The organism is Acetobacteraceae bacterium, assembly GCA_039613835.1.
Classification (GTDB): domain Bacteria; phylum Pseudomonadota; class Alphaproteobacteria; order Acetobacterales; family Acetobacteraceae; genus Sorlinia.
In genome coordinates this window covers 1,309,808-1,329,652 of sequence record CP154827.1, presented here as the reverse complement: position 1 = coordinate 1,329,652, position 19,845 = coordinate 1,309,808, and the positions used below count along the sequence as shown (strand labels likewise).

Here is a 19,845-nt window from a genome sequence, read left to right as displayed (position 1 = left end):
TGTGACGCCTCGCGCCCCATTCCACCCCTCTCCCCGGCGCCCACACTCAGTATCTCGAAGTGATGCGCGACTGAATGTGGCACGTTTGACCGTGACGCCCTCAATCCATTCTCCGACAATTATCTCTTAGTTGAATAGGCGACAAAGTGGGGAAGCGATGCCAGTCCCTCAAAGTGATCGTATAGAGCGTCACCGTGCTTTTAGAGCGTCACCGTGCTTTCCTTCGCATTTCCGTCCTCAATGATATAGTCATTGCCGTCGTACCAATAGGCCAGCTCATGTGAAACATCTGGCGGCATAACCCCACTCAGATCGCCGCCTTCATAGAGGCGATGCGCTTTTATCGAATCGACGCGCCCGGCCAGATTGTTGATCACTAGATGCACGCCGCCAGCGCTTTGTGCGTAATCGCGGGTCCGGATGGGATAGGGTGACGAGGATGGCAATGTGGGCGCCCAGGCCTGCTGGGGCACCTCGTTATTATTATGCAGGGTGGTCGGATCCTGGCCCTCAAACCAATGCTTCCGTGACCAGTCGTCGGAAATCTCAGCGAGGCTTCGACCGGAATCGACATAATGCTGATTATAATAAATATCGCCGACTGGGGGCGTATACATTTGTGGCAGCGACTTGTCGACGCGGTAATTTGCGACAAGGATGTTGATTTTGCCGCTGGACGAATCCGCGAGAATGCTGATACCGGTGCGACCCGCATCCGACGTTGAGAGAAGCTGCGGCGTATCAAACATTTCATTATATAATTTGAAAGTTTGCGCGACATAGGAGCAGAACGCCTTCGCGTCCGGGATTGCGGGGTTGAACGCATCGTTAAATAACCCGAAGGCACCGCCGTCACCGCGATAATAATGGGCATGGTCGATCCGGCACTTATTCATGCCCATCAAAGTGGAGGCGACGAAAGCGGCGTTTTGAGCGCTCTGCACTTTGCTGTACATCAGGTGGGATGCGTACGGGCTGACATTCCACTCTGAGCAGATACTTTCCACATTGCTGAAACCGTAAGCGTCAAGTGCGGCGGCTACACCGTCAGCCGCGTCTAGGATATTTTGCGGATCGGCTGTCTCGCTTGGGTAAAAATGCCATGAGAGAAAATCGATCGGGACATTATTCGCGCGGCAATAAGCAAGGAGCCCGTCAAGGAATGCGCCCCCGATATTCAGCTCGAACGCAGCCCCCGCGCCCCCCGATTTTAACATCGGCGTTAATCGATTTGATCTTCCGGGCGACCGCCGCGTAAAATTCGTAATATCGCGACACATCGTCAATATTCCAGAAGAAGGGAAGGTCGGGCTCATTCCAGATTTCCCAATATTTGACCTTTCGGGAAAGACCCGATTTTGAGAGATCACTGGAATAACGTTTGACAAGTTCACCGACGAGCTCGGCATAGATTTTGAAGTTGGATGGTAATTCCCACCCACCATCGTTTGAGCGCCCGATGCGGAACATGATTTCGCCGCCTGAGGCGCTGCCGGCCGCGGCATCAATGTTATCGATGGTTTACTTGAGGTAATAATCAGTGGGCGCGTAATTCGCATCTTTCTTCGCAAGACTGACACTGAGCTTCTTCATGCCTTTCACGGCATTCGGAAAAATGACGCGCGCATTGCTGAAATCAGCAATGAAATTTTTTGCGCGGTCCTGTTGATCCTGCAGCACGTTGGGGAGAAGCTGGTTTGTATTCGCGGCTCGATTGGCATCGAAGTATGGCTCAATGTCACAGACGCCGTAAATATCGTGTATCCGAATGTGAATGAATCCCAATTGTCTGAATTGATCCTGAAGATCAGGAAAACCCGGCATGACGGAGATGGGTGAACCATTCATGCCATTGATCTGCTTGATCTGCGCGGATGTATTTCCGCTGGAAAGGGGTGTTTTAGGGTCAATTTGAATTCTGAACATGTTGGAGATCCTTTATTTTTCTTTTTTTTGTCATGTTTCCGACAATGTCGTGATGGCCCAACCCGCGCGGTTCGTCCTCGTGTTGAACATCAGCAAGGTGAGAGCGGCCCGCGACGATATTAGGCGGTCGAGTCATCATGTTTAAATATAGATTTAAACAATAACTACCAAATAATGGAATAATAAGTTACTTTATATTGAACATCTAATGGATCATATATTGTTATATTACTGCAATTATATTGCGAATTTACGCCTCCATTATTCACCGGCGGGAGCGCCGCGTCAAGGTCACCACCTTGTACGATTCGACGGACTTCAAGCCTGGGTGTTGAGGTCGGTAAACCACTGACATTCAGCACGATACCATCATTAACGGCCATCACGGCTGGGGCAGGGGCTGAGTCCGGAGCGGGTTGTGAAGCACCCAAATCCTCGCCATCCTTAACGGTTTTCGGCGCGTCCGTGTGCGCGGCGGTCGATGACGGCTCGTAATGCGTTTGGCGTGAGATGCTGGGTTTGGACCCGCCAAACCAGTGCTCACGGCTCCAATCATCTGTGATCTCATTAAGATCACGCCCGGAATCAACGTAATATTGCTTGAAATATTTTTTTCCGGGCGGCGGGGAAGCTGCCGCCGCGAGCGAAACATCCTTCTGGAAGTGCGCGACAAGCACGTTGACCGCATTTGTGCCACGTCCTGACAAAACGTAAAAATTGTTACTCGAATAATCCGGCGTGACGAGGAAGTTCAGCGTGCCGAACATCTCCCTGTATAAACCGAAAGCCTGAGCCGCAGCAGTGCTGAAACCTCGATATTTAGGGTCGAGATAATTGGGCTCATTATTGAAAAGGCCGAGAAAACCGGCATCTCCACGATAATAATAGGCTTTATCGACGCTGCAGCGATTCATGGTGATGAAACTGGCAGCGATGAAAGCCGCGTTCTGTGGTGTCTGGACCGTCGTGGCGTTCGCGACGGATGCGAAGGGTGTAATGTTCCATTCGGAGCATATGCTCTCCGCGGATTTGAATCCGTGTTTATTGAGGACATCACGCTGAACCTTTGCGCAGGTCGCAAACTTCCCTGGATCTGTCGTCATATGAGCATAATAATGCCAGGATAGGAAATCGAGCGGCACCTTTTTTTTCTGACAATAGGCGACGAGGCCCTGCGTGTAAGCGCCCGTGCCGTTTTCACCATCGGCAACGCCGGGCCCACCGACTTTCGCATCCGGATCGATCGATTTGATCTTCCTCACGATTTTCTCGTACATTTCGTAAAATGCGGTTGAGCCACCCTTCCAGAAAATCAGTAGATCGGGCTCATTCCAGATTTCCCAATAGGCAATCCTGCGCGGAATACCAGATAAGGAAATATTCGCAGAGTATCGCTCTGCCGCCTGACCCACCAAATCAGCGTAGATATCAAAATTTGCAGGTACTGAGCTATCTCCACCATTTGAGCGTCCAATGCGAAACATCACATTGCGCTCAATATGTCCGGGGTTCAGACTCTCGATATTCTCCATTGTTTTACGAATATAATAGTCGGTCGGTGCCCAATTGGGTGTTGAACTGGCCAAGGACCGACTTCCTATCCGCATTCCGGCATTTGCATGAGGGAATATGGCGCGATCCTTCGTGATGGCAGCAACGAAAGCCGCCGCACGTACTTTTTGTAGTGTCGGGACGGCGACCATGAGCTGGGAATTTAGTTGCAGGGGGAAGACGACGTCTTCAATGTCGCCTGGCCCGAAAATATCGTGCAAACGCACGTGGCTGATACTCAGCTGATTAAATTGGTCCTGTAAATCAGGGTATCCCGGCATGAATGAGATCGGCGCGCCATTGACGCCATTAATATCTTTGACCTGGCCGTTTTTGTCTTGACCGAACGCAGATTGATTTGCGTTGATACTGATCTGCTGCATGATGTACTATTTTTCTTATTACTTCAATTGTAACCGATGTATACTTCGTACTCAACAATTTATTTTCTTATTTTCAGAAGATTATAGGGTAAACTAAGTCTGATTAGGTTTTTATTAAATGTAACTGCACAAAAATGAGAGATAATAATCTTACCGTCATTGTCGATAACGGCGAGCGTCCTCATAGGTGACGGTGCCCCATCGCCAAAATTCCCTGGATGGTATTTTCTGGATGTTATGAGGCGTGTCCTGACGCGGTGCACCGTCCTGCAAGATCGCGCACCGGGCCGATCCGGACATTTCTGACCGGCTGGTCATTCCGCGGGCATGGTAAAGTTTCAGATCACCGTAGGAATGACCCGCTTATTTCTGTTGAGGCGGATTGACGGATCAGGGGGGTCGCGTCGACGGTTGTGCCCCTAAGTCACGCCTCGCCCAGCAACACTGTAAAACTTACCAAATGATCGAGTAATGTGAGACCGTATATTCGGTTGCATTTGGATCGGTGATCGTGATTGTCGTTCCGCTGGTCTTCATTGTCACACCTTGATTATCTATGACGGGAAGGATCACGCCTAGATTACCCTTATCTTTAACCCTTCTGACCTCAAGGAGGGGCGTTCTTGTCGGCAGGTTTTTCACGGTGACAACCACGCCGTCATTGGTCGCCCTGACAAAAGGCGATGCAGATACGGGCGCTTCACTTTGTGTAACGGGATCGTCAGAGGGGGTGGCGCCGTTCGGATTGTCAATCGACGTGTGAGGCGCGTTGTCGGCGCTGTTCCTGCCTTCACCCACCTTTACTTCGCCGAACCAGTGCTCAATACGCCAATCACCATTGATGGCAAACAGGAGTCGGCTCGAATCCACATAATGTTGCTGATTAAAGCCGCCGTTGGGTGCTCTCCTGCCCGATGACAAACTCGTATCCGGGTGAAAGTTTGATACGAGCACGTTGACAGCATTCGTACCGCGTCCTGCCAGGAAGTAAATGTCGTTATTCGATAGATCTGGGGAAGCTAGAAGTTGTGGCGTGCCGAACATCTGCTTGTAGAGCCCAAAAGCCTGCGCTGCGTAGGTGCAGAAAGCCTTACTGGAAGGGTCCCTCGGATTGGGGCATCATTGAAGAGGCTAAGAAAGCCCGCATCGCCGCGGTAATAATAAGCTTTATCTACAGCGGATTTATTCATTGTGACAAAGCTTGCAACGATATACGCTGCATTTTCGGCGGATTGAATCGCTGAAGCGGTGACAGCTGAAGAAAGGGGCGTGATGTTCCACTCCGTGCAGATGCTCTCTGCATTCGTGAATCCGGCGCGGTCAAGATTTTGTCTTTGAGCGGTAGCGCAACTTGCGAAGCGACGTGGATCCGAGGAGTTGTGGGCATAATAATGCCATGACAGAAAGTCGAGTGGCACGCCTCGAGTCCGACAATAATCAACGAGACCTCGCGTGTAGGGCCCGGAGCCACTCTCCCCATTGGAGACACCGCTGACGCCCACTTTGGCTGACGGATCAATCGATTTGATCTTACGCGCTATTTTCTCATACATAGAATAAAATTGCGTCGGTGATCCGCTCCAGAAAAGGCTGAGATCAGGTTCATTCCAGATTTCCCAATATTCGATTTTACGTGGAATGCCGGAGAGTGAGAGATCCGCAGAATAACGCTTCACGGCCTCCCCGACCAGTTTAGCATAAATGTCGAAATCGGCCGGTGCGTCGGCGCCACCACCATTGGAGCGCCCGATACGAAACATCACATCGCGTTGAATATGTCCCGGATTGAGACTTTCGATATTACGCATCGTTTCATTGATGTAGTAATCAGTGGGTGCCCAGTTCGGTTCTGAAGCCGCAAGCGTCCTGTCATGTTTGCGCATTCCCTCATTCGCATGGGGGAAAATGGCGCGATCATTCATGATGCTGGCGATGAAAGCTGCCGCGCGCTTCTTCTTCTTCTTGGAAGGCACGGCCAGGAGTAACTAGCTCCCTGTATCCGTGGTGGAAGCGCTGTTTTCGAGGTCACCCGGGCCGAATATGTCGTGAAACCGGACATGGCTGACCCCGATCTGGTTGAACTGGTCCTGAAGATCGGGAAATCCAGGTATGAAGTAAATCGGCGTGCCATTGACGCCATTAATCTCTTTAATGAGACCGTTTCTTCCTAAATTTTTGTCGCTAACATTTTCATCAATAGTTATTTGTTGCATTTATTTCTCTTTTTATTATTTTTAATACTCACATTATAATTTTACTTATAATTTATTTCAACCGTCAGATTCACTTTTTTTAACTTGTGGTGATTTTTCGGTTCTCCTGGTGTCGGCCGCCCGCGCCTCTTGTTCATCGTTCGATGACGTCCCGACGCCAGAAATATGAAATCCGGCCTGACGCAATCATCCATCTCTGCCGAGAAATAGACGAGCGGCTTCATCCGCGCAGGCACGACCCTGTCGGCGGTGGGGCGGGATGATTTGGTTATTAATGAAGGGTCGGCGCAGCGTAAGCGAGTTGCTTTTCCTTGGCGAATTCCGGCCAGCGTGCCTGCGCCAAGGCGTTAAGGGACGGCATGGGCAGGTTCATCTTATCGGCGTAGATCCACAGATAGGTTAAAGCGTTGCGCACGTAATTTCGCGTTTCCTTGAAAGGAATGGTCTCAAGGAAAAGCAACGGGTCCCGGGCGATGTCATCATTATGAGTGTTGTTTTCCCAACGCGCGATGGCACCCGGCCCGGCATTATACGAGGCCAGTGTATGCAGCAGTTCTCCCCCTTCCGGTGCGGACTCGGTGCGGGCGGTCAGGGTGGCGAGATAAGTAAGGTATTTCTGCCCGATATCAAGATTAATGGCGGGGTTACGTAATTGCCCGACCATATCGGAAGGGACTTTGATGATGGCCACACCATTCGCATTAAGCGAGGGCTTCGGCCCGACAACAAAGCTCGCTGTCTGGGGCCTAATCTGCATCAACCCATGTGCGCCGCCACTTGATGCGGCTTTCGGATTGAAATTCGATTCGATTTTCGTCAGCGCATAAATCAGTGCCGGGTCCATCCGAAAACCATGTCGCGGCGCAAGATGGGGCATCGGAAAGCCAGGGAGCGCCGCAGACTGCGCCTCACTCGCGGCAAGGATTGCCGCCACCTGACTCGCGAAACGCTGCAAGCCGGCTGCTGAAGCGACAAGTTGCACGGAGTGACACATAGCGCGGTCATGTTCAATGTCGCGCCACATGCGCCGCAGAACCGCTTCAGCGCGGTCCATCTCGCCAATCTGCAACAGGGCGAATAACTGACGTCCCTGCGGTGTGGCTTCCACGGCCTGAATATCCACTTCACCCATCACCGGCACGGCGTTGGTCATCGCCGCCCGATCCGCGCTGGAGACGATCTGATGGGGGCGTGATGTTGCGCGCTGTTTGCTTGTCTGGCGTGCCAGGATACCGTAAAACGTATCGGGCATGGCGGCGGCACGGCGCAGCCAGGCGCGGGCATTCACGACGTGGCCCAGGCGCTTTTCAACGCGTGCGGCCCAGTAAGAAGCACTCGCTTTGACCGTCACCTGTGAAAGGGGGGCATCCGCAGCTTCATTAAAAAGCCGCAGCGCGTCATGATAGCGATTATCCTGCCACGCTGCCAGTCCGGCAACATAGGCGGCATAGCCCAATTGATTTTTTGAGGCAGCGAACCCGGCTTCCGCGGTCGATAAAGCAAATGCATTCTCGCCCGCGCCCAGGGCGCCCAATGCGATCTCCGCATAAAGTTGCGCGCGATAAACGGAACTGATCCATTTGGTGGTGTCGACAATGTGACGCGCCCGCTCAAGCGCCGGCTCTGTTTTTGAAAGGCAATCGGCAATCGTCCGATCCAGTGATGCATTGCGCCGCAATGAGGCGGCGACGGGGTCAGGCTCCGGCAATGCGTCAATCGTGACTTCCGTATCGGACGGGAGGTGGGGCGAGACAAAATGTTGTAATCTGACCGTGCCAGGCGGGCTGATTTCGATTAGACGTCCCTGGATGGCCTCCGCATCAGCGTAATTGCCGTACGTCGCCAGCCAGAGCTTGAGTTGCGGCGCATTGGGATGAAATTCCGGGTTGAGATAGCGCGCTGCCAACAGGTCACCCAGAAGGACTGGGTCATGTGTTGCTTCGCTATATCGGATCGCTGAGGTGAAATCACCCTGCCGCTGAGCCTGGAATGCCTTGCGCAGCGCGGCGGCATCTGCTGCCGAAAGAGGGCGCGGCAACTCATGTCCCGATCCATGAAGACCGGGGGATTGCGGGATGGCGAAGGCGGTTTCTTCGACCTGAGATGGAACTTTGATACCGGTTTGCATCGAGTTTCTGGACGTTTGGGCCCGTAAAGGTGCAGCTGAAAAGCCCGCCAAAAATGCGACGCTCAGCACGAAGGCGCGCGCGCTATTACTCGATGCGAAAAGAGAGGTTTCTCGCATAGTGGAGCGGGAAATACGGGCTCACAGAGAAAATTGCAAGTCTAAATTTGTGGCTCAAAAACCCCAATTCGAGCATCTAACCGGATTTTCTCATATATGCTAGTGCGTCAATCGGTATTAAATATTTATTTCCCAATCGGGATTACATAATTAATAAATGATGCTTAAGGCGTTAAATTTGCGGCTATTTTCTGCTATCGACGAGCGTGAGGAGATCCCGCCAGAAATCCTGGCGCGCGCGGCTGCTTGTCAAAATCTGCAAAGGGTGGCGCATGGGGAGGAGGGCATAAGTTTGGCCGAGAATATCGACATCCATCCATTTGCCCCGCACGCTGGTCAGGGGCGTCGATTCGGCCCGGACAAGCTGCAAGGGGGTGGTGCCCATCGTCACAATCTGGCGCGGACGTATCTGATCAATCAGGGCTTGTAGCTCGGCACGCGCCGGAACCATTTCAGCGGGGTTGAGATGCCGCCCGCCGGGGGTGCGCCAGGGCAAAGCCGGGGCGAGTGAGATTTCGGCACGTGACATATTGACGCTGGCCAGCATCTTATCCAGAACCTCCCCCGTTTTTCCGGAAAATACGATGCCACTCCGGTCTTCATCGGCATTCGGCACCTCGCCGATCACAAGCAGTGACGCGGAAGGCACGATCAGGGGGGTGACAACGGACATCGCCGTGCGCGCCAGACCTGCCAGAACCGGGTGACGCGCTCCGTCTGAAGGCGGCACCGTCTGTCCTCCGCGCGGCGTCGGCGCCTCGTGACGGGTCGTCGCAGGCGTCGATATCGCAGGTTTCGGGTGCGATGCGCGATCCGTGTCCAGCGTGGGGTTGATCGTTGCAGAGGGTTCGTTTGGTGGTGACTGGCTTTCGGGGATGGCGGCGGCTATGTGATTTTGCGCGACCGGCTCATCCTGTAACCAATAGTTTACGCCCCAATTTTCGTAAAAATCAAGAAGGGCCCGGATCGCCTCCGGAGACGGTGGGGGAAGCGCGGCCGCCGGGTGCGGTGCCGTGTCGTGGTCATCTTGCGACATGCGCGCCCTTGCGACTCCCGATTTCAAGCATGGTAACCGCCTCGCGAGACGCCTCGGCGAGGGCGATCGCAGGATTTAAGTTTATCGCATTTAAGTTTAAGATGTCTGCTTATGCAAACCAAACTTTTTTTCCTGCGGCGGTCTCTGGCGTCTTTTCTGTTTGTCCTGCCGACAGCATGTCATGTGGCGGGACAATCGGCGCTGCGGGGCCACGCGGTCAAGCCCGGCCTGTCGCAATCGGGCGCGCTTCTTGGTGCTTTGATCTCGATCCGTCGTCATGATGCCGCGACGGCCAGCAAAGCGCTGATGGCCGCTACCCGGACCGGCGCGCCCGAGCCATTGAGGGAGTTGGCCCTGCTCTATGCCTTGATTGACGCAAAGCCGGATGCCGCGTGCGACGTGCATCGAATCGCCATGATGCAGCAAAAAACGCCGCTCGCGCATTTCACGCTGAGGACGGAAAATATCGCGCAGGGAGAATGGCCGAACGCGCGTGTCCAACTGACGCCGTTGATGAAAGGGCTACATTCTGTCTTCAATAATCTCGCGGCGAGCCTTGTCGCGCTGACCTGGTATGGCCAGGGTGAGCGCGCTAAATCCGTGACATTATTGCAGGATGCGGGCCGTAAGCCGGATGACTGGCTGTCACGATTTCTGCTGATGCGCGTGCTGGCAGCGGATAATCCTTCCAACCCGAAGCTCAAACCCATGTTCCAGGCGGCCGCGCGCCAGATTGACGCGGCACCGACTGTTATTCAGATCTGGTTTATCCAGTTTAAGGCCGCGTGGCAGAATGCCAATCAACATCGTGACAAGGCGCTCTCATTATTGTCGCGTCTGCGACAGCGCGACGCTTCCAAGATTTTCGCTGCAGGCTTGACGCCGGAATATCTCAGTCTTCGGCCTTCCGGGCAGGAAATGGCGGCGGAGATCATGACGCTTTATGCCAGCGCCCTGAGTGAGGCGACATCTCTCGCCGCATCCGGCGCGCAAAGCCCGTCAATCGATCCTGAGGCGCTGCAACTCGCAAAACGCTATCAGAGCGCTGTGCTCGGACGGGCGCTTTACCTCTCCCCACATTTAACGCTCGCACGGTTACAGCTCGCACAATTGCAACGTGACGATGCCCATCTCGGTGTCGCCTATTGGTATCACGGCATGAAAGAGGAAGCGCGGACGGAATGGACCCGCGCGCTCGACGCCAAACCGGATGTTGCGACACATGATGCCCTTGTTGCCGCTTTGAAAGGCGCGCCACCACCCTTGGGCACGCGCATTATCGCGCCCCATCATGCCGGGCCGGATAGCCCTATGTCGGACGCATCGCACCCATGAATCGGGAAAAAGCACACGCCAAAATCAATCTTTACCTGCATATCACAGGCCGCCGGGATAATGGCTATCACCTGCTCGATAGCCTCGCAATATTTGCGGCTTCCGGCGACGAATTAACGGCTTCGACCGCCTTTTCTCATGATGCGCAGCCAAATGACGTGACGTTGGAGATTGACGGTCCCTTTGCGGATGGTCTGACAGATTGCGACGATAATCTCATTTTACGGGCCGCGCGCAGCCTCAAGCGGGTTCGGGCATCCGAATTGGAGTCAGGTTTACACCTAACACTCACGAAAAATCTCCCTGTTGCATCCGGCATCGGGGGGGGGGCCGCAGATGCTGCCGCGGCCCTTCGGATCATGGCGGCGCATTGGGATGTCGATGAAGCCCTAATCCCCGCTCTGGCGCAGGAATTAGGGGCGGATGTGCCGGTCTGTCTCGCGCAGCGCCCGGCGCGGATGCGCGGCATTGGGGAAGATCTGTCCGCGGCACCCGCCATGCCGCCTTTCCATCTCCTATTGGTCAATCCGGGGATCGCTGTTTCCACCCCGGCGATTTTTACATCCTGGAGGGTCAATCACGAGCGCTTCCGCCAGGAGGTAGATCTCCCTGCCGCGTGGCCGGATCTCGACGCGCTGATTTCATTTCTGAATCAAACGACGAATGACCTGCAGGACCCCGCACGGTCAAATTATCTCATCATTGATCAGGTCCTGACCCTTATCGTGTCATCACCGGGGTGCCGGATGGCGCGCATGAGTGGTTCCGGCGCGACCTGTTTTGGTATTTTCGCAGCCGCTGAGGAAGCAGAGCAGGCGTCCCATCAATGTCGCGCGAAAGGATGGTGGGCGGAGGCTGGCCCCGCCCTGACCTGAACCACGTCACGCCCTCTACCGTAAGCCAGATCGGCCGTTAGGCTGGCAGCGTCATTTTTTGCGGGGAAAGCGCGGGGGCGCGACATAACCAAAAGCGTAAAACAGCGCCAAAGTCACAATAGTGCCCAATATATAGCGCAGGCGATGGGTCAGCGGCACAGGCTTGCGCCCGCGTGAGCGGAAAGGCTTGGCCTCATGCGGACCATGCGCTACAAACGCATCCTCGACGCTTTGTTCAAGATTATCTTCGTGAGAGGTTTCCGGAGGGTGATGTGCCTTACCCAACCCTCTCTGCTGGGCGACGCCGCGACACGCATTAAAAGCGTCGCGAACCTGCGGCAGAAATGTGCTGAGAAATTGCGGGATAATGGAGGAAGCCCCCATCGTTACATCGCGCTGTCGGCTGAAAATCGCCCGGGTAATTGCGTGGGCTGCGACTTCCGGCTCATAAATCGGGCCGATCGGTTTCAGTTGATGGCCTGACCGGTTACGGCCCCACGTCCAGCGCAGTGTGTTGATCCAGGAGAGGTTGACCATCGTCAGGGCGATACGGTCGGAAAGGGCGCGTATTTCGGGCCGGACGCAGTCGCAAAACGCATTGAGACCGGCATGGGCGCCATTATTCGCGCTCTGAAGGGGCAGGCCGCGCAGGCGCGGGGCGAGGCCGATATTGACGATCTGCCCTTCACCACGGCGGCGCATGACGCGCAGGGCGGCGCGCGTGCCATTGACGGCGCCGAGATAATTCACCCGCATCACGTGCGCGTAGGCCGCGGCTTCAAGCGAGAGGACGGGGCCAGTGGCGGACACGCCGGCCGCATTGATCCAGACAGTGATCGCGCCAAGTTTCTCCTCAACCCGGTCGGCGGCCGCCTCCAGTGCCTCGCCATCCGCGACATCAACCGGCATGACGAGGGTCTTGACATCGGAGGGCTTAAGCTCCGCCGCCGCGGCCTTGAGGCGTTTCGCATCGCGCCCCATCAAGGCGATGTCAAAACCGTATTCTGCCAGCAGGCGGATTGTGGCGCGCCCGATGCCACTTCCCGCTCCGGTGACGACAGCGACTTGTTGCGGCATGGCGAGCCTCCTGCTTCAGAAATAGAAAACGACCGCAGCACCACCGATAATTAAAACGAGCGCAGCGAGAAGGAATGGCCATATCGGGTAATGCGCCGCCCCGGCCGCGATTGTAATGATTTTAAATGGGATGGGTGTCAGCCCCTTTAAGAGGATGATCGCCATGCCGTATCGCAGGAATTTCTCCTGCATTGCTAGTAAGGTGTGGGTTGCGTGGTAAAATTCTGCAATGGGTAGGGCAACGTAGCTAAACAGAAAGGCCCCGATACACCACCCGATCAAACCGCCGAGGACGCTTCCGACCGTGCACATCGTGGCCAGTCGCCAGGCCTTCTGGGGTTGCGCGAGCACCATCGGGATCAGCAGCACATCGACCGGGATCGGAAAAAATGACGCCTCTGCAAAAGCGACAGTGAACAGCCACCATTTTGCGTTGGGTGCGGCGGAGAGGGCGAGGATTTTCTGGTAAAGACGTTGAAGCATGACCTCAATCACGTCAGTTGCGTTGACCTATCATGGAAGAATTGTCCATTTCTGTCGAGGGCGCAACCGGGTCGGATCGTGTGTCACAGTCGGCCGGAGGAATGCGAGGCGGGTTGCGCGGGGTGATCATCCCCATTGCATGGCAAGTGAGTGTCGCGCGCAGGCCTCCCTCCGCGCGGTTGGTGAGGGTGATGGTGCCGCGATGGGTCTGCGCGGCGGAACACGCAATTGCCAGGCCCAGACCATGGCCGCCCGTCTCACGGTTTTGACTTTTTCCCCACGCGTAAAGGGCTCAAACATCTGATCACGCTGGTCCTCCGGCACGCCGGGGCCGTCATCCTCAATGATGATCACGGCCTGGCGGCCCTCCCTATCGGACGACTCCAGTCGGAGGGCGATTTCCGCGCGGTCACCATAAGTCAACGCGTTGAGAATGATGTTGCTGAGGGCGCGTTTCAGCAGCAGGGTCTGGGCCCGGATCGTGACGGCGACTTCCCGCGATGAGAAACTGATTTTCTCACCATCCTCCGGTCGGCTTACCTTGATGTCTGACACGACATCCAGGATGAGCTGCGTCAGATCAATCGGGATAAGGGGGTCATGGCGCGTCGGGTCGCTGCCCAATGCCAAGGTTGTTGCGACCATCTCCTCCATTTCAGTAAGGTCGAGCGTAAAGCGCTCACGTAATTCAGGGTCATCAATAAATTCTGTCCGGAGTTTCATGCGCGTCAAAGGCGTGCGGAGATCATGGCTGAGGGCCGTGAGGATCAGGATGCGATCACGCAGAAAACGCCGATTGCGATCTGCCATCACATGAAGGTATGGGCGGCGCGACGGATCTCAGTCGCGCACCTCTCGGGTAGAGAGGGCGAAAAAACGTCGAGGCCCAGCCGTTCTGCGGCTGCCGATAATGTGCCGATCGGGGTGATGAGGCGTTGCGTGCCGAAAGCGATGACGAGGCCGCCGCCCGCTGCCATGGTCAGCAGGGCCGCAAAAAACTCCATGAGCCAAAAGGGTTGGGTGGCGGCACGTGAAACCGGACGATCAGCCAACGATCCTCGTCGCTGCACCGCATCGACATGGAAAATAGGTGGGAACGTCTGCGGCGCTCGAAAACGACGGCGCGCGGCCGTTTATCGCCTTCCAACATCATGAGTCCGAGGAGATCGTGACCCTCGACGAGGCTTTCGACGCTCGTGTCGTGATGGTCTTGGATAAAGAAAACTTGCGGAGAGGATATGTAATCCTTCCCAGCGTGAGGATGATCAGGGTCTTTAACAGAATTCTTCGTAAAGAGTCGGACAGATTTCCTTGAAGCTGTGACGGGAAGAAGGTAGAGATTCTGAGACGGGAGGGATGCTGAAAATTCTTCATCGGGCCCATTCGCCAGCTTGACTGAGAAACCTGGTGGTAGGCGTAAATCCGCCACAGCCTGCGCACGTTCACTGATCGGCATCGACATGATCACTTGGTAGATCGACAGAGCCCTGTGTTTGCTCTCCTGCATGACGGCGCGATCCGTGAGCCAGAACCGGCCCAGAGCGTAAATGGCGAAGCTCACACTTTGCACACAGGCGATCCCGAAAAACAGAAGCAAATTCGTGCGGGCTTTGAGTGATTTAGGAACCAGCCATTGAAAAAGGGACGCCGATCGAAAATTCTGCTGTCGCGCGTCACGGGGTTCACGGATAGTCTCCGGTGGTGTCAATGAGCCGGGCACTTCTGACACCGTCGCGGCCAGGACGTAGCCGCCGCTACGCATCGTCTTGATGATTTGCAATGGCGCGCCATCCCCCTGTGGAAGGTCCTGCTCAAGCTTGCGGCGCAGACGTCCGACGGCAACATCGATCGCCCGGTCAAAAGCGCCGCTTTGCCGCCCGCGTAGCAGGTCGGAGAGCATGTCGCGCGTCAGAACGGGTTGGGTCGTTGCAGAAAAAGGCGGAGAAGGTCATATTCCCCGCCTGTCAGGGCAATTTCCTCCCGCTGCGGGGAGAGGAGATGACGCCGTTCCAGATCCAATCGGAAATCGGCGAAAGTGATGATGCCCCCTTTCAAGGCGAGCGGTTTTTCCGGCGGGTTGCTGCGTCTCAGGACAGCGCGGATGCGCGCGAGAAGCTCCCTGAGGTTGAAGGGTTTAGCGAGGTAATCATCCGCGCCCAGTTCCAGCCCTAATATGCGGTTGGTCTCATCTCCCATCGCGGTGAGGAAGAAATCGGCAGGGAGTCATTTTCCCCACGCAGCCATCTCGCAATATCGAGGCCGCTCTCACCAGGGAGCATTAGATCAAGCACGGCGAGTTGGTAATGTCCGCGTTCCCAGACCTGACGGGCCTCCACACAGTCACGCGCTGTCGACACGCGGAAATCGTTTCTCTCAAGATACCGCGCCAGTAAGGCGCGGATCTCGCGATCATCATCAACGACGAGTAGTGGGGGCGCGTGGACATCGTGATGAGGACGGACGGGATGGACGACGAAATTCAAGCGTCGTTACCTATCGTTACATTTCGTCCTTCAGCCATGACGGTATAGGGAGGCCCCTCTGACGTAGAAATTCCGGATTGAAGAGTTTTGACTGATAGCGTGTGCCACCATCGCACAGGATCGTCACAATATTATGGCCCGGGCCCAGTTTTCGCGCCGTGCGCGTCGCGGCGGCGACATTGATGCCCGATGAGCCGCCAAGGCTGAGACCCTCCTGCATTTGCAGCGCGAAAATCAACTCAAGCGCTTCCGCATCGGGGATTTTTTCCGCATCGTCAAATGTGACGCCCTCAAGATTTCCCGTCACGCGGGACTGGCCGATCCCTTCTGTGATGGAACTGCCTGAAGGGGTGAGATCACCGTTTTTGACCCAGCCCGCCAGGCCGGAACCTTCCGGATCCGCGAGGACGATGCGCGGTCGCGCGCGACCTGCCCCACGTGATGCGTCTTCCAGCCCCAATGCGATGCCTGCCAAGGTCCCGCCCGTGCCGCACGCGCAGGTAAATGCATCAATCCGGCCATTCAGTTGTGACCAGATTTCCGGGACGGTCGTCCGGCGATGGCCCTCACGATTGGCGGTATTGTCAAACTGATTGGCCCAGACCGCGCCGGGCGTCTCTTCAGCAATGCGACGGGAAACACGGACGTAATTACCCGCATCGCGATAGGGCTTCGCGGGGACAAGACGCAGGTCAGCGCCGATCATCCTCAAAAAATCGATTTTTTCCCGGCTCTGCGTCTCGGGCATGACAATAATCGTGCGATAGCCGCGCGCATGGGCGACGAGGGTCAGGCCAATGCCGGTATTGCCCGCTGTCCCTTCCACAATAACACCGCCCGGCTTTAACTGACCACGTGCTTCCGCGTCAGAAATAATCGCCAGCGCGGCCCGATCCTTGACCGAACCACCGGGATTCATAAATTCCGCTTTGCCGTAGATTTTGCAGCCTGTCGCCTCGGAGACGCCACGCAAAAGGATGAGCGGTGTGCCACCGATGGCTTCAGACATTGAGTCAGATGTCCGGCGCCAACTGTTCATGTCGAAATTTTTGATCGCTGCGCCCGTTATATCTGACATGCTGCCTTCCATCTTGACGTGACTTCCTCAAATTTATGAGAAGCTGTTGAGATAGGGAGCCGACATCACGGTTTCAATGCGCGTTGCGTCGATGCTGCGATACTTTGATGGACAGGTTACATCCCGGCATCCGGCTCCTGCTCCGCGTCATATCTTACCTGCAGAACGGTCAGCCAGTTATAGCGGCTGTCATAACTCTGCCCGGAGCTGTCCGCCAACCTCCGCGGCGGCGTCCGTCGGGACGTGGGTGAGGGCGACAGCGTCCATGACATTGCCCCCGATCATGCTGATCTGCCTCCCAAATGGCGCCCCGCTCTGACCCGTGCCGACGATGATGCCACAATGGGACGGGAAACTCCGCGTCGTGGGGAGCATCGCGTAAGTAATGTCGCGGCTGCGCCCACGCCCGACACAGATGAGGTCACCCAATTGGGGCGCATAATCGGAGGGGCGGCGGGCAATCAGGCCCGATGTCTGGCCGGAGACGGCGGCGTTAATGTAGGTCGCGTGATCGAGAGAATAGGGAAAGCGGCTATTCGCACCATCAATCCGCATGACATAGGAGATAAAAGCTGCGGACCACGCGTAATTACCATCATCCCGCGCCGGAAAGCGCCGCCCCGGGCCATCCTGCTTGCCTGTCCAGCCAACCTGATGCGCGCCGGCATTTTGCCCGATCCACCAATATTCACCGACGCGCTGCAATAATCCGGGTATACGCTCCGGTTTGAGGCTGGGATCTGCATTATCGGGACGGGATTCTGGGTCATCATCCACGACGGGGCTGCCAAACAGGCGCCATTCACGCAGGGCGATGGCCACCGCATCCTGCCGGTTGAAGGGCTCATAATTCAGTGTCCCGAAATCCGGCGGTGACTATAGCTGGACCAGCTTGCACGGCCATCCGCGTCATACACTACGCCGCCCGATGCCCCGGTGGGGGCGGGGTGGGGCGCTGCATGCAGACATTATCAACAGGGCGCTGACCATGGTCATGACAGGCAGAACATGCCCCCAGTAAGGGGTTATGCTGCGCATTGAGGGCAAAAAAGGCCGACAATGGTGAATCGGTTTTTCAAAAGAAGCTCCCGGATCGGCGATGCGTGTGACCAGATCATTCACCTTCACGCGGTCAGAACCCACAGCATCGCGGTCGAGACCGAATTCCAGAGTCAAAGAATGCTCACGATTCAACGACGCTGTAAAGTCCGAGGAGTTGCCTTTCAGGGCGGTTTCACACCGTGTGCCCGGCGCTTTTGAAAGGGCCGGATGATCCTGCAAAATGTGCGTGTTGAGTGGTTTTTAAGTGATTCAGCCCAGTTTATATTGCAGAAACGCAGAGTGGGAGATACGGGATGACGGAACCGGACTGGTTGACCCTCAGTCGAGAGGTACAGGCCATCGCGCAGAATGGACTGACTTTCAGTACAAATCTCTATGATGTCGCGCGCTATCACCGTCTGCGCGATATTGCGTCAAACCTTCTTGCCATCCGGTCGGGTGAGGATGCGACAACCCTGCGCCTCCTCCATGCGCAGGAGAGCGGTTATGCCACGCCTAAAATTGATGTGCGCGCCGCTGTTTTCGATGAAGAGGGACGTATCCTGCTGGTGCGGGAGACACTCGATGCGGGTCGCTGGACGCTTCCGGGCGGCTGGGCCGATGTTAATCTCACAACGGCTGAAAATGCCGTCAAGGAAGTGCGGGAGGAGAGCGGTTATGACGTCGCCCCCGTCAAGCTCGCCGCTTTATGGGACCGCGTCCGTCAGGGCCATCGACCGGAGGTCTTCAGTTGTGCCAAATTATTCTACATATGTCGCCTTGTGGGCGGGGTCGCGTTGCAGAATACGGATGAGACATGCGGGACGGGCTGGTTCACGCGGGATAAAATTCCGACCGATCTCTCTTCCGGTCGTGTCCGGATGCATCAGATAGAACGTATGTTCGACCATCATCACCAGCCGGATTTGATGACGGATTTTGAATAATGCAGCAGCGGGGCGTCACCGTTTGCAAAAGGGGTTGAATGATGCGGAAGGCACAGGTCAACGGGTCAATGGAAGCTGCACCCCGGGCGATGATCGTCCTCCCCCGTCGGGAAGGTTACGCGTCTGACCAGGCAGGGGCCATTGCATTGCTGGCCTCGCGATTGGCGCAGCCCGAGGATATTGTGGTCGGGATGCCGATCAGCGGGCCTGTCCTGCCCGGCGGGCAGTTTGAAGCTGTGTCCGAACCGGGTCTGCCTTGGCGGTGGGCACGGGAGGGGGTCCGCTATCGCACGGGCGTGCAGCAACTGATCAAAAAATTCCGGCCTGACCTCGTTGAGGTGCATAACCGTCCGGCAATGGCCCATGCTTTGGCGCGGAGCGGCCTGCCCGTCAGTCTCTTCCTGCATAATGACCCCCAGAGCATGAAGGGCGCGCGCACCCCGGCACAACGTGAGGCCCTTATACGCAAGGTGCGGGTCGTAACGGTCTCACGCTGGCTGCGGGAACGTTATCTTGAGGATGTCTATACCGGGGATGTCGATGTCCTCCCCAATTCGCTCGATCTCGGTGCCCTGCCTCCGCGCCCGAAGGCGAAAGCGCCTATCGTCCTCTTCGTGGGACGTGTCGTGGCGGATAAGGGGGCGGATCGTTTCGTGCAGGCCTGGGGCCATGTGCGCAAGCAGGTGCCGAACTGGCGCGCCGTCATGGTCGGTGCTGACCGCTTCCGCTTCAATGCCTCGCGCACCAGTTTTGTCGACCGGGTGGAGCGTGAAGCGGAGGATTACGGCATCACGATTGCGGGTTATCAGATGCATCAGCAAGTGCTGGACATCATGGCCATGGCCGCCATTGTGGTTGTTCCCAGTCGATGGCCGGAGCCCTTCGGGCTGACAGCGCTTGAGGCCATGGCGAGTGGTGCGGCCGTTATTTCCTCCGGCAGTGGTGGCCTGCCGGAGGTGGTGGGTGATGCGGCCCTCACCGCGGCGGTGGATGCACCGGATGAGCTGGAAGAGGCGCTGCTCAGCCTCATGCAGGATTCTCACAAACGCGCGAATTATGCGGCACGTGGGCTTGAGCGCGCCCAGTTATTTGATACACATCCCGCCATTCGCCGCTTGCAGGCGCTACGACTCAAAATGGTCAACAGGGCAGGAACGCCTGCCACACCCTGA

Annotated in this window: 18 protein-coding genes and 2 pseudogenes; 4 read left to right on the top strand and 16 right to left on the bottom strand. The window is 56.1% G+C overall.

Translation table 11 applies throughout. The annotated features are described in order from the left end of the window. Nucleotides 1–200: 200 nt before the first annotated feature. The 9 genes from AAYR33_07260 to AAYR33_07220 form a co-directional block, all read right to left on the bottom strand. Entirely contained in the window at nucleotides 201–1,217 is a 1,017-nt protein-coding gene (locus tag AAYR33_07260) for a hypothetical protein (GenBank protein ID XAO70834.1), read from the bottom strand. Further along, complete coding sequence (locus AAYR33_07255) at nucleotides 1,156–1,470, bottom strand: hypothetical protein (GenBank protein XAO70833.1); 315 nt, start codon at nucleotides 1,468–1,470, stop codon at nucleotides 1,156–1,158. Before AAYR33_07255 ends, AAYR33_07260 begins: the two co-directional genes overlap by 62 nt. Nucleotides 1,471–1,521: 51 nt before the next feature. Continuing rightward, nucleotides 1,522–1,926, bottom strand: coding sequence for a hypothetical protein (locus tag AAYR33_07250; protein XAO70832.1), 405 nt, complete (start codon nucleotides 1,924–1,926; stop codon nucleotides 1,522–1,524). Nucleotides 1,927–2,090: 164 nt separating this feature from the next. Beyond that, the gene (locus tag AAYR33_07245) at nucleotides 2,091–3,860 is read right to left on the bottom strand and encodes a glycoside hydrolase family 39 (protein XAO70831.1); all 1,770 of its coding nucleotides are present in this window, start codon (nucleotides 3,858–3,860) and stop codon (nucleotides 2,091–2,093) included. 453 nt (nucleotides 3,861–4,313) lie between these two features. Next, on the bottom strand, nucleotides 4,314–4,904 hold the full coding sequence (locus tag AAYR33_07240) for a hypothetical protein (protein XAO70830.1): 591 nt from the start codon (nucleotides 4,902–4,904) through the stop codon (nucleotides 4,314–4,316). Further along, nucleotides 4,880–5,833 (bottom strand): hypothetical protein, encoded by a 954-nt coding sequence (locus AAYR33_07235; GenBank protein XAO70829.1) that lies wholly within the window; start codon nucleotides 5,831–5,833, stop codon nucleotides 4,880–4,882. Before AAYR33_07235 ends, AAYR33_07240 begins: the two co-directional genes overlap by 25 nt. 12 nt (nucleotides 5,834–5,845) lie before the next feature. Beyond that, nucleotides 5,846–6,073 carry a hypothetical protein gene (locus AAYR33_07230; protein ID XAO70828.1) on the bottom strand — a complete coding sequence of 76 codons (228 nt, stop codon included), beginning with the start codon at nucleotides 6,071–6,073 and terminating at the stop codon, nucleotides 5,846–5,848. Between the two features lie 271 nt (nucleotides 6,074–6,344). Beyond that, nucleotides 6,345–8,201, bottom strand: coding sequence for a lytic transglycosylase domain-containing protein (locus tag AAYR33_07225; GenBank protein ID XAO70827.1), 1,857 nt, complete (start codon nucleotides 8,199–8,201; stop codon nucleotides 6,345–6,347). A gap of 301 nt (nucleotides 8,202–8,502) precedes the next feature. Then, the gene (locus tag AAYR33_07220; protein ID XAO70826.1) at nucleotides 8,503–9,354 is read right to left on the bottom strand and encodes a uracil-DNA glycosylase; all 852 of its coding nucleotides are present in this window, start codon (nucleotides 9,352–9,354) and stop codon (nucleotides 8,503–8,505) included. A gap of 111 nt (nucleotides 9,355–9,465) precedes the next feature. On the opposite strand from AAYR33_07220, the gene AAYR33_07215 reads away from it, so the two are divergent. Next, a complete protein-coding gene (locus tag AAYR33_07215) occupies nucleotides 9,466–10,689 on the top strand; it encodes a hypothetical protein (GenBank protein XAO70825.1) in 1,224 nt (407 codons plus the stop codon). Then, nucleotides 10,686–11,564: a 4-(cytidine 5'-diphospho)-2-C-methyl-D-erythritol kinase gene (locus AAYR33_07210; protein XAO70824.1), complete on the top strand. Its 879-nt coding sequence runs from the start codon at nucleotides 10,686–10,688 to the stop codon at nucleotides 11,562–11,564. The genes AAYR33_07215 and AAYR33_07210 overlap by 4 nt, the downstream gene beginning before the upstream one ends. 51 nt (nucleotides 11,565–11,615) lie before the next feature. Here AAYR33_07210 and AAYR33_07205 read toward each other — a convergent pair whose 3' ends face one another. From AAYR33_07205 to AAYR33_07175, 7 genes and pseudogenes are all read right to left on the bottom strand, one after another. Further along, nucleotides 11,616–12,641: an SDR family oxidoreductase gene (locus AAYR33_07205; protein ID XAO70823.1), complete on the bottom strand. Its 1,026-nt coding sequence runs from the start codon at nucleotides 12,639–12,641 to the stop codon at nucleotides 11,616–11,618. 15 nt (nucleotides 12,642–12,656) lie between these two features. Then, a complete protein-coding gene (locus AAYR33_07200) occupies nucleotides 12,657–13,136 on the bottom strand; it encodes a YqaA family protein (GenBank protein ID XAO70822.1) in 480 nt (159 codons plus the stop codon). Between the two features lie 114 nt (nucleotides 13,137–13,250). Next, on the bottom strand, nucleotides 13,251–13,934 hold the full coding sequence (locus AAYR33_07195; GenBank protein XAO70821.1) for an ATP-binding protein: 684 nt from the start codon (nucleotides 13,932–13,934) through the stop codon (nucleotides 13,251–13,253). After that, nucleotides 13,934–14,101 carry a hypothetical protein gene (locus AAYR33_07190; protein ID XAO70820.1) on the bottom strand — a complete coding sequence of 56 codons (168 nt, stop codon included), beginning with the start codon at nucleotides 14,099–14,101 and terminating at the stop codon, nucleotides 13,934–13,936. The genes AAYR33_07195 and AAYR33_07190 overlap by 1 nt, the downstream gene beginning before the upstream one ends. 749 nt (nucleotides 14,102–14,850) lie before the next feature. Beyond that, nucleotides 14,851–15,607: pseudogene (locus tag AAYR33_07185) on the bottom strand (response regulator). 16 nt (nucleotides 15,608–15,623) lie between these two features. After that, nucleotides 15,624–16,646 carry a cysteine synthase A gene (locus AAYR33_07180; protein XAO72428.1) on the bottom strand — a complete coding sequence of 341 codons (1,023 nt, stop codon included), beginning with the start codon at nucleotides 16,644–16,646 and terminating at the stop codon, nucleotides 15,624–15,626. 155 nt (nucleotides 16,647–16,801) lie between these two features. Next, nucleotides 16,802–17,555, bottom strand: a pseudogene (locus AAYR33_07175) (DUF2272 domain-containing protein). A 485-nt stretch (nucleotides 17,556–18,040) separates the two neighbouring features. Between AAYR33_07175 and AAYR33_07170 the strand changes: the two are divergent. Together AAYR33_07170 and AAYR33_07165 are read left to right on the top strand one after the other, a co-directional pair. Next, nucleotides 18,041–18,673, top strand: a complete 633-nt coding sequence (locus AAYR33_07170; GenBank protein XAO70819.1) for an NUDIX hydrolase — start codon at nucleotides 18,041–18,043, stop codon at nucleotides 18,671–18,673. Between the two features lie 89 nt (nucleotides 18,674–18,762). Further along, nucleotides 18,763–19,845 carry a glycosyltransferase family 4 protein gene (locus AAYR33_07165; GenBank protein ID XAO70818.1) on the top strand — a complete coding sequence of 361 codons (1,083 nt, stop codon included), beginning with the start codon at nucleotides 18,763–18,765 and terminating at the stop codon, nucleotides 19,843–19,845.

Coding starts and splice junctions, on each gene's coding strand:
- AAYR33_07260 (XAO70834.1), bottom strand. CDS start 1,217: ATGTTAAAATCGGGGGGCGCGGGGGCTGCGTTCGAGCTGAATATCGGG.
- AAYR33_07255 (XAO70833.1), bottom strand. CDS start 1,470: ATGTTCCGCATCGGGCGCTCAAACGATGGTGGGTGGGAATTACCATCC.
- AAYR33_07250 (XAO70832.1), bottom strand. CDS start 1,926: ATGTTCAGAATTCAAATTGACCCTAAAACACCCCTTTCCAGCGGAAAT.
- AAYR33_07245 (XAO70831.1), bottom strand. CDS start 3,860: ATGCAGCAGATCAGTATCAACGCAAATCAATCTGCGTTCGGTCAAGAC.
- AAYR33_07240 (XAO70830.1), bottom strand. CDS start 4,904: ATGTTCGGCACGCCACAACTTCTAGCTTCCCCAGATCTATCGAATAAC.
- AAYR33_07230 (XAO70828.1), bottom strand. CDS start 6,073: ATGCAACAAATAACTATTGATGAAAATGTTAGCGACAAAAATTTAGGA.
- AAYR33_07225 (XAO70827.1), bottom strand. CDS start 8,201: ATGCAAACCGGTATCAAAGTTCCATCTCAGGTCGAAGAAACCGCCTTC.
- AAYR33_07220 (XAO70826.1), bottom strand. CDS start 9,354: ATGTCGCAAGATGACCACGACACGGCACCGCACCCGGCGGCCGCGCTT.
- AAYR33_07215 (XAO70825.1), top strand. CDS start 9,466: ATGCAAACCAAACTTTTTTTCCTGCGGCGGTCTCTGGCGTCTTTTCTG.
- AAYR33_07210 (XAO70824.1), top strand. CDS start 10,686: ATGAATCGGGAAAAAGCACACGCCAAAATCAATCTTTACCTGCATATC.
- AAYR33_07205 (XAO70823.1), bottom strand. CDS start 12,641: ATGCCGCAACAAGTCGCTGTCGTCACCGGAGCGGGAAGTGGCATCGGG.
- AAYR33_07195 (XAO70821.1), bottom strand. CDS start 13,934: ATGGCAGATCGCAATCGGCGTTTTCTGCGTGATCGCATCCTGATCCTC.
- AAYR33_07190 (XAO70820.1), bottom strand. CDS start 14,101: ATGGCAGCGGGCGGCGGCCTCGTCATCGCTTTCGGCACGCAACGCCTC.
- AAYR33_07180 (XAO72428.1), bottom strand. CDS start 16,646: ATGAACAGTTGGCGCCGGACATCTGACTCAATGTCTGAAGCCATCGGT.
- AAYR33_07170 (XAO70819.1), top strand. CDS start 18,041: ATGACGGAACCGGACTGGTTGACCCTCAGTCGAGAGGTACAGGCCATC.
- AAYR33_07165 (XAO70818.1), top strand. CDS start 18,763: ATGATCGTCCTCCCCCGTCGGGAAGGTTACGCGTCTGACCAGGCAGGG.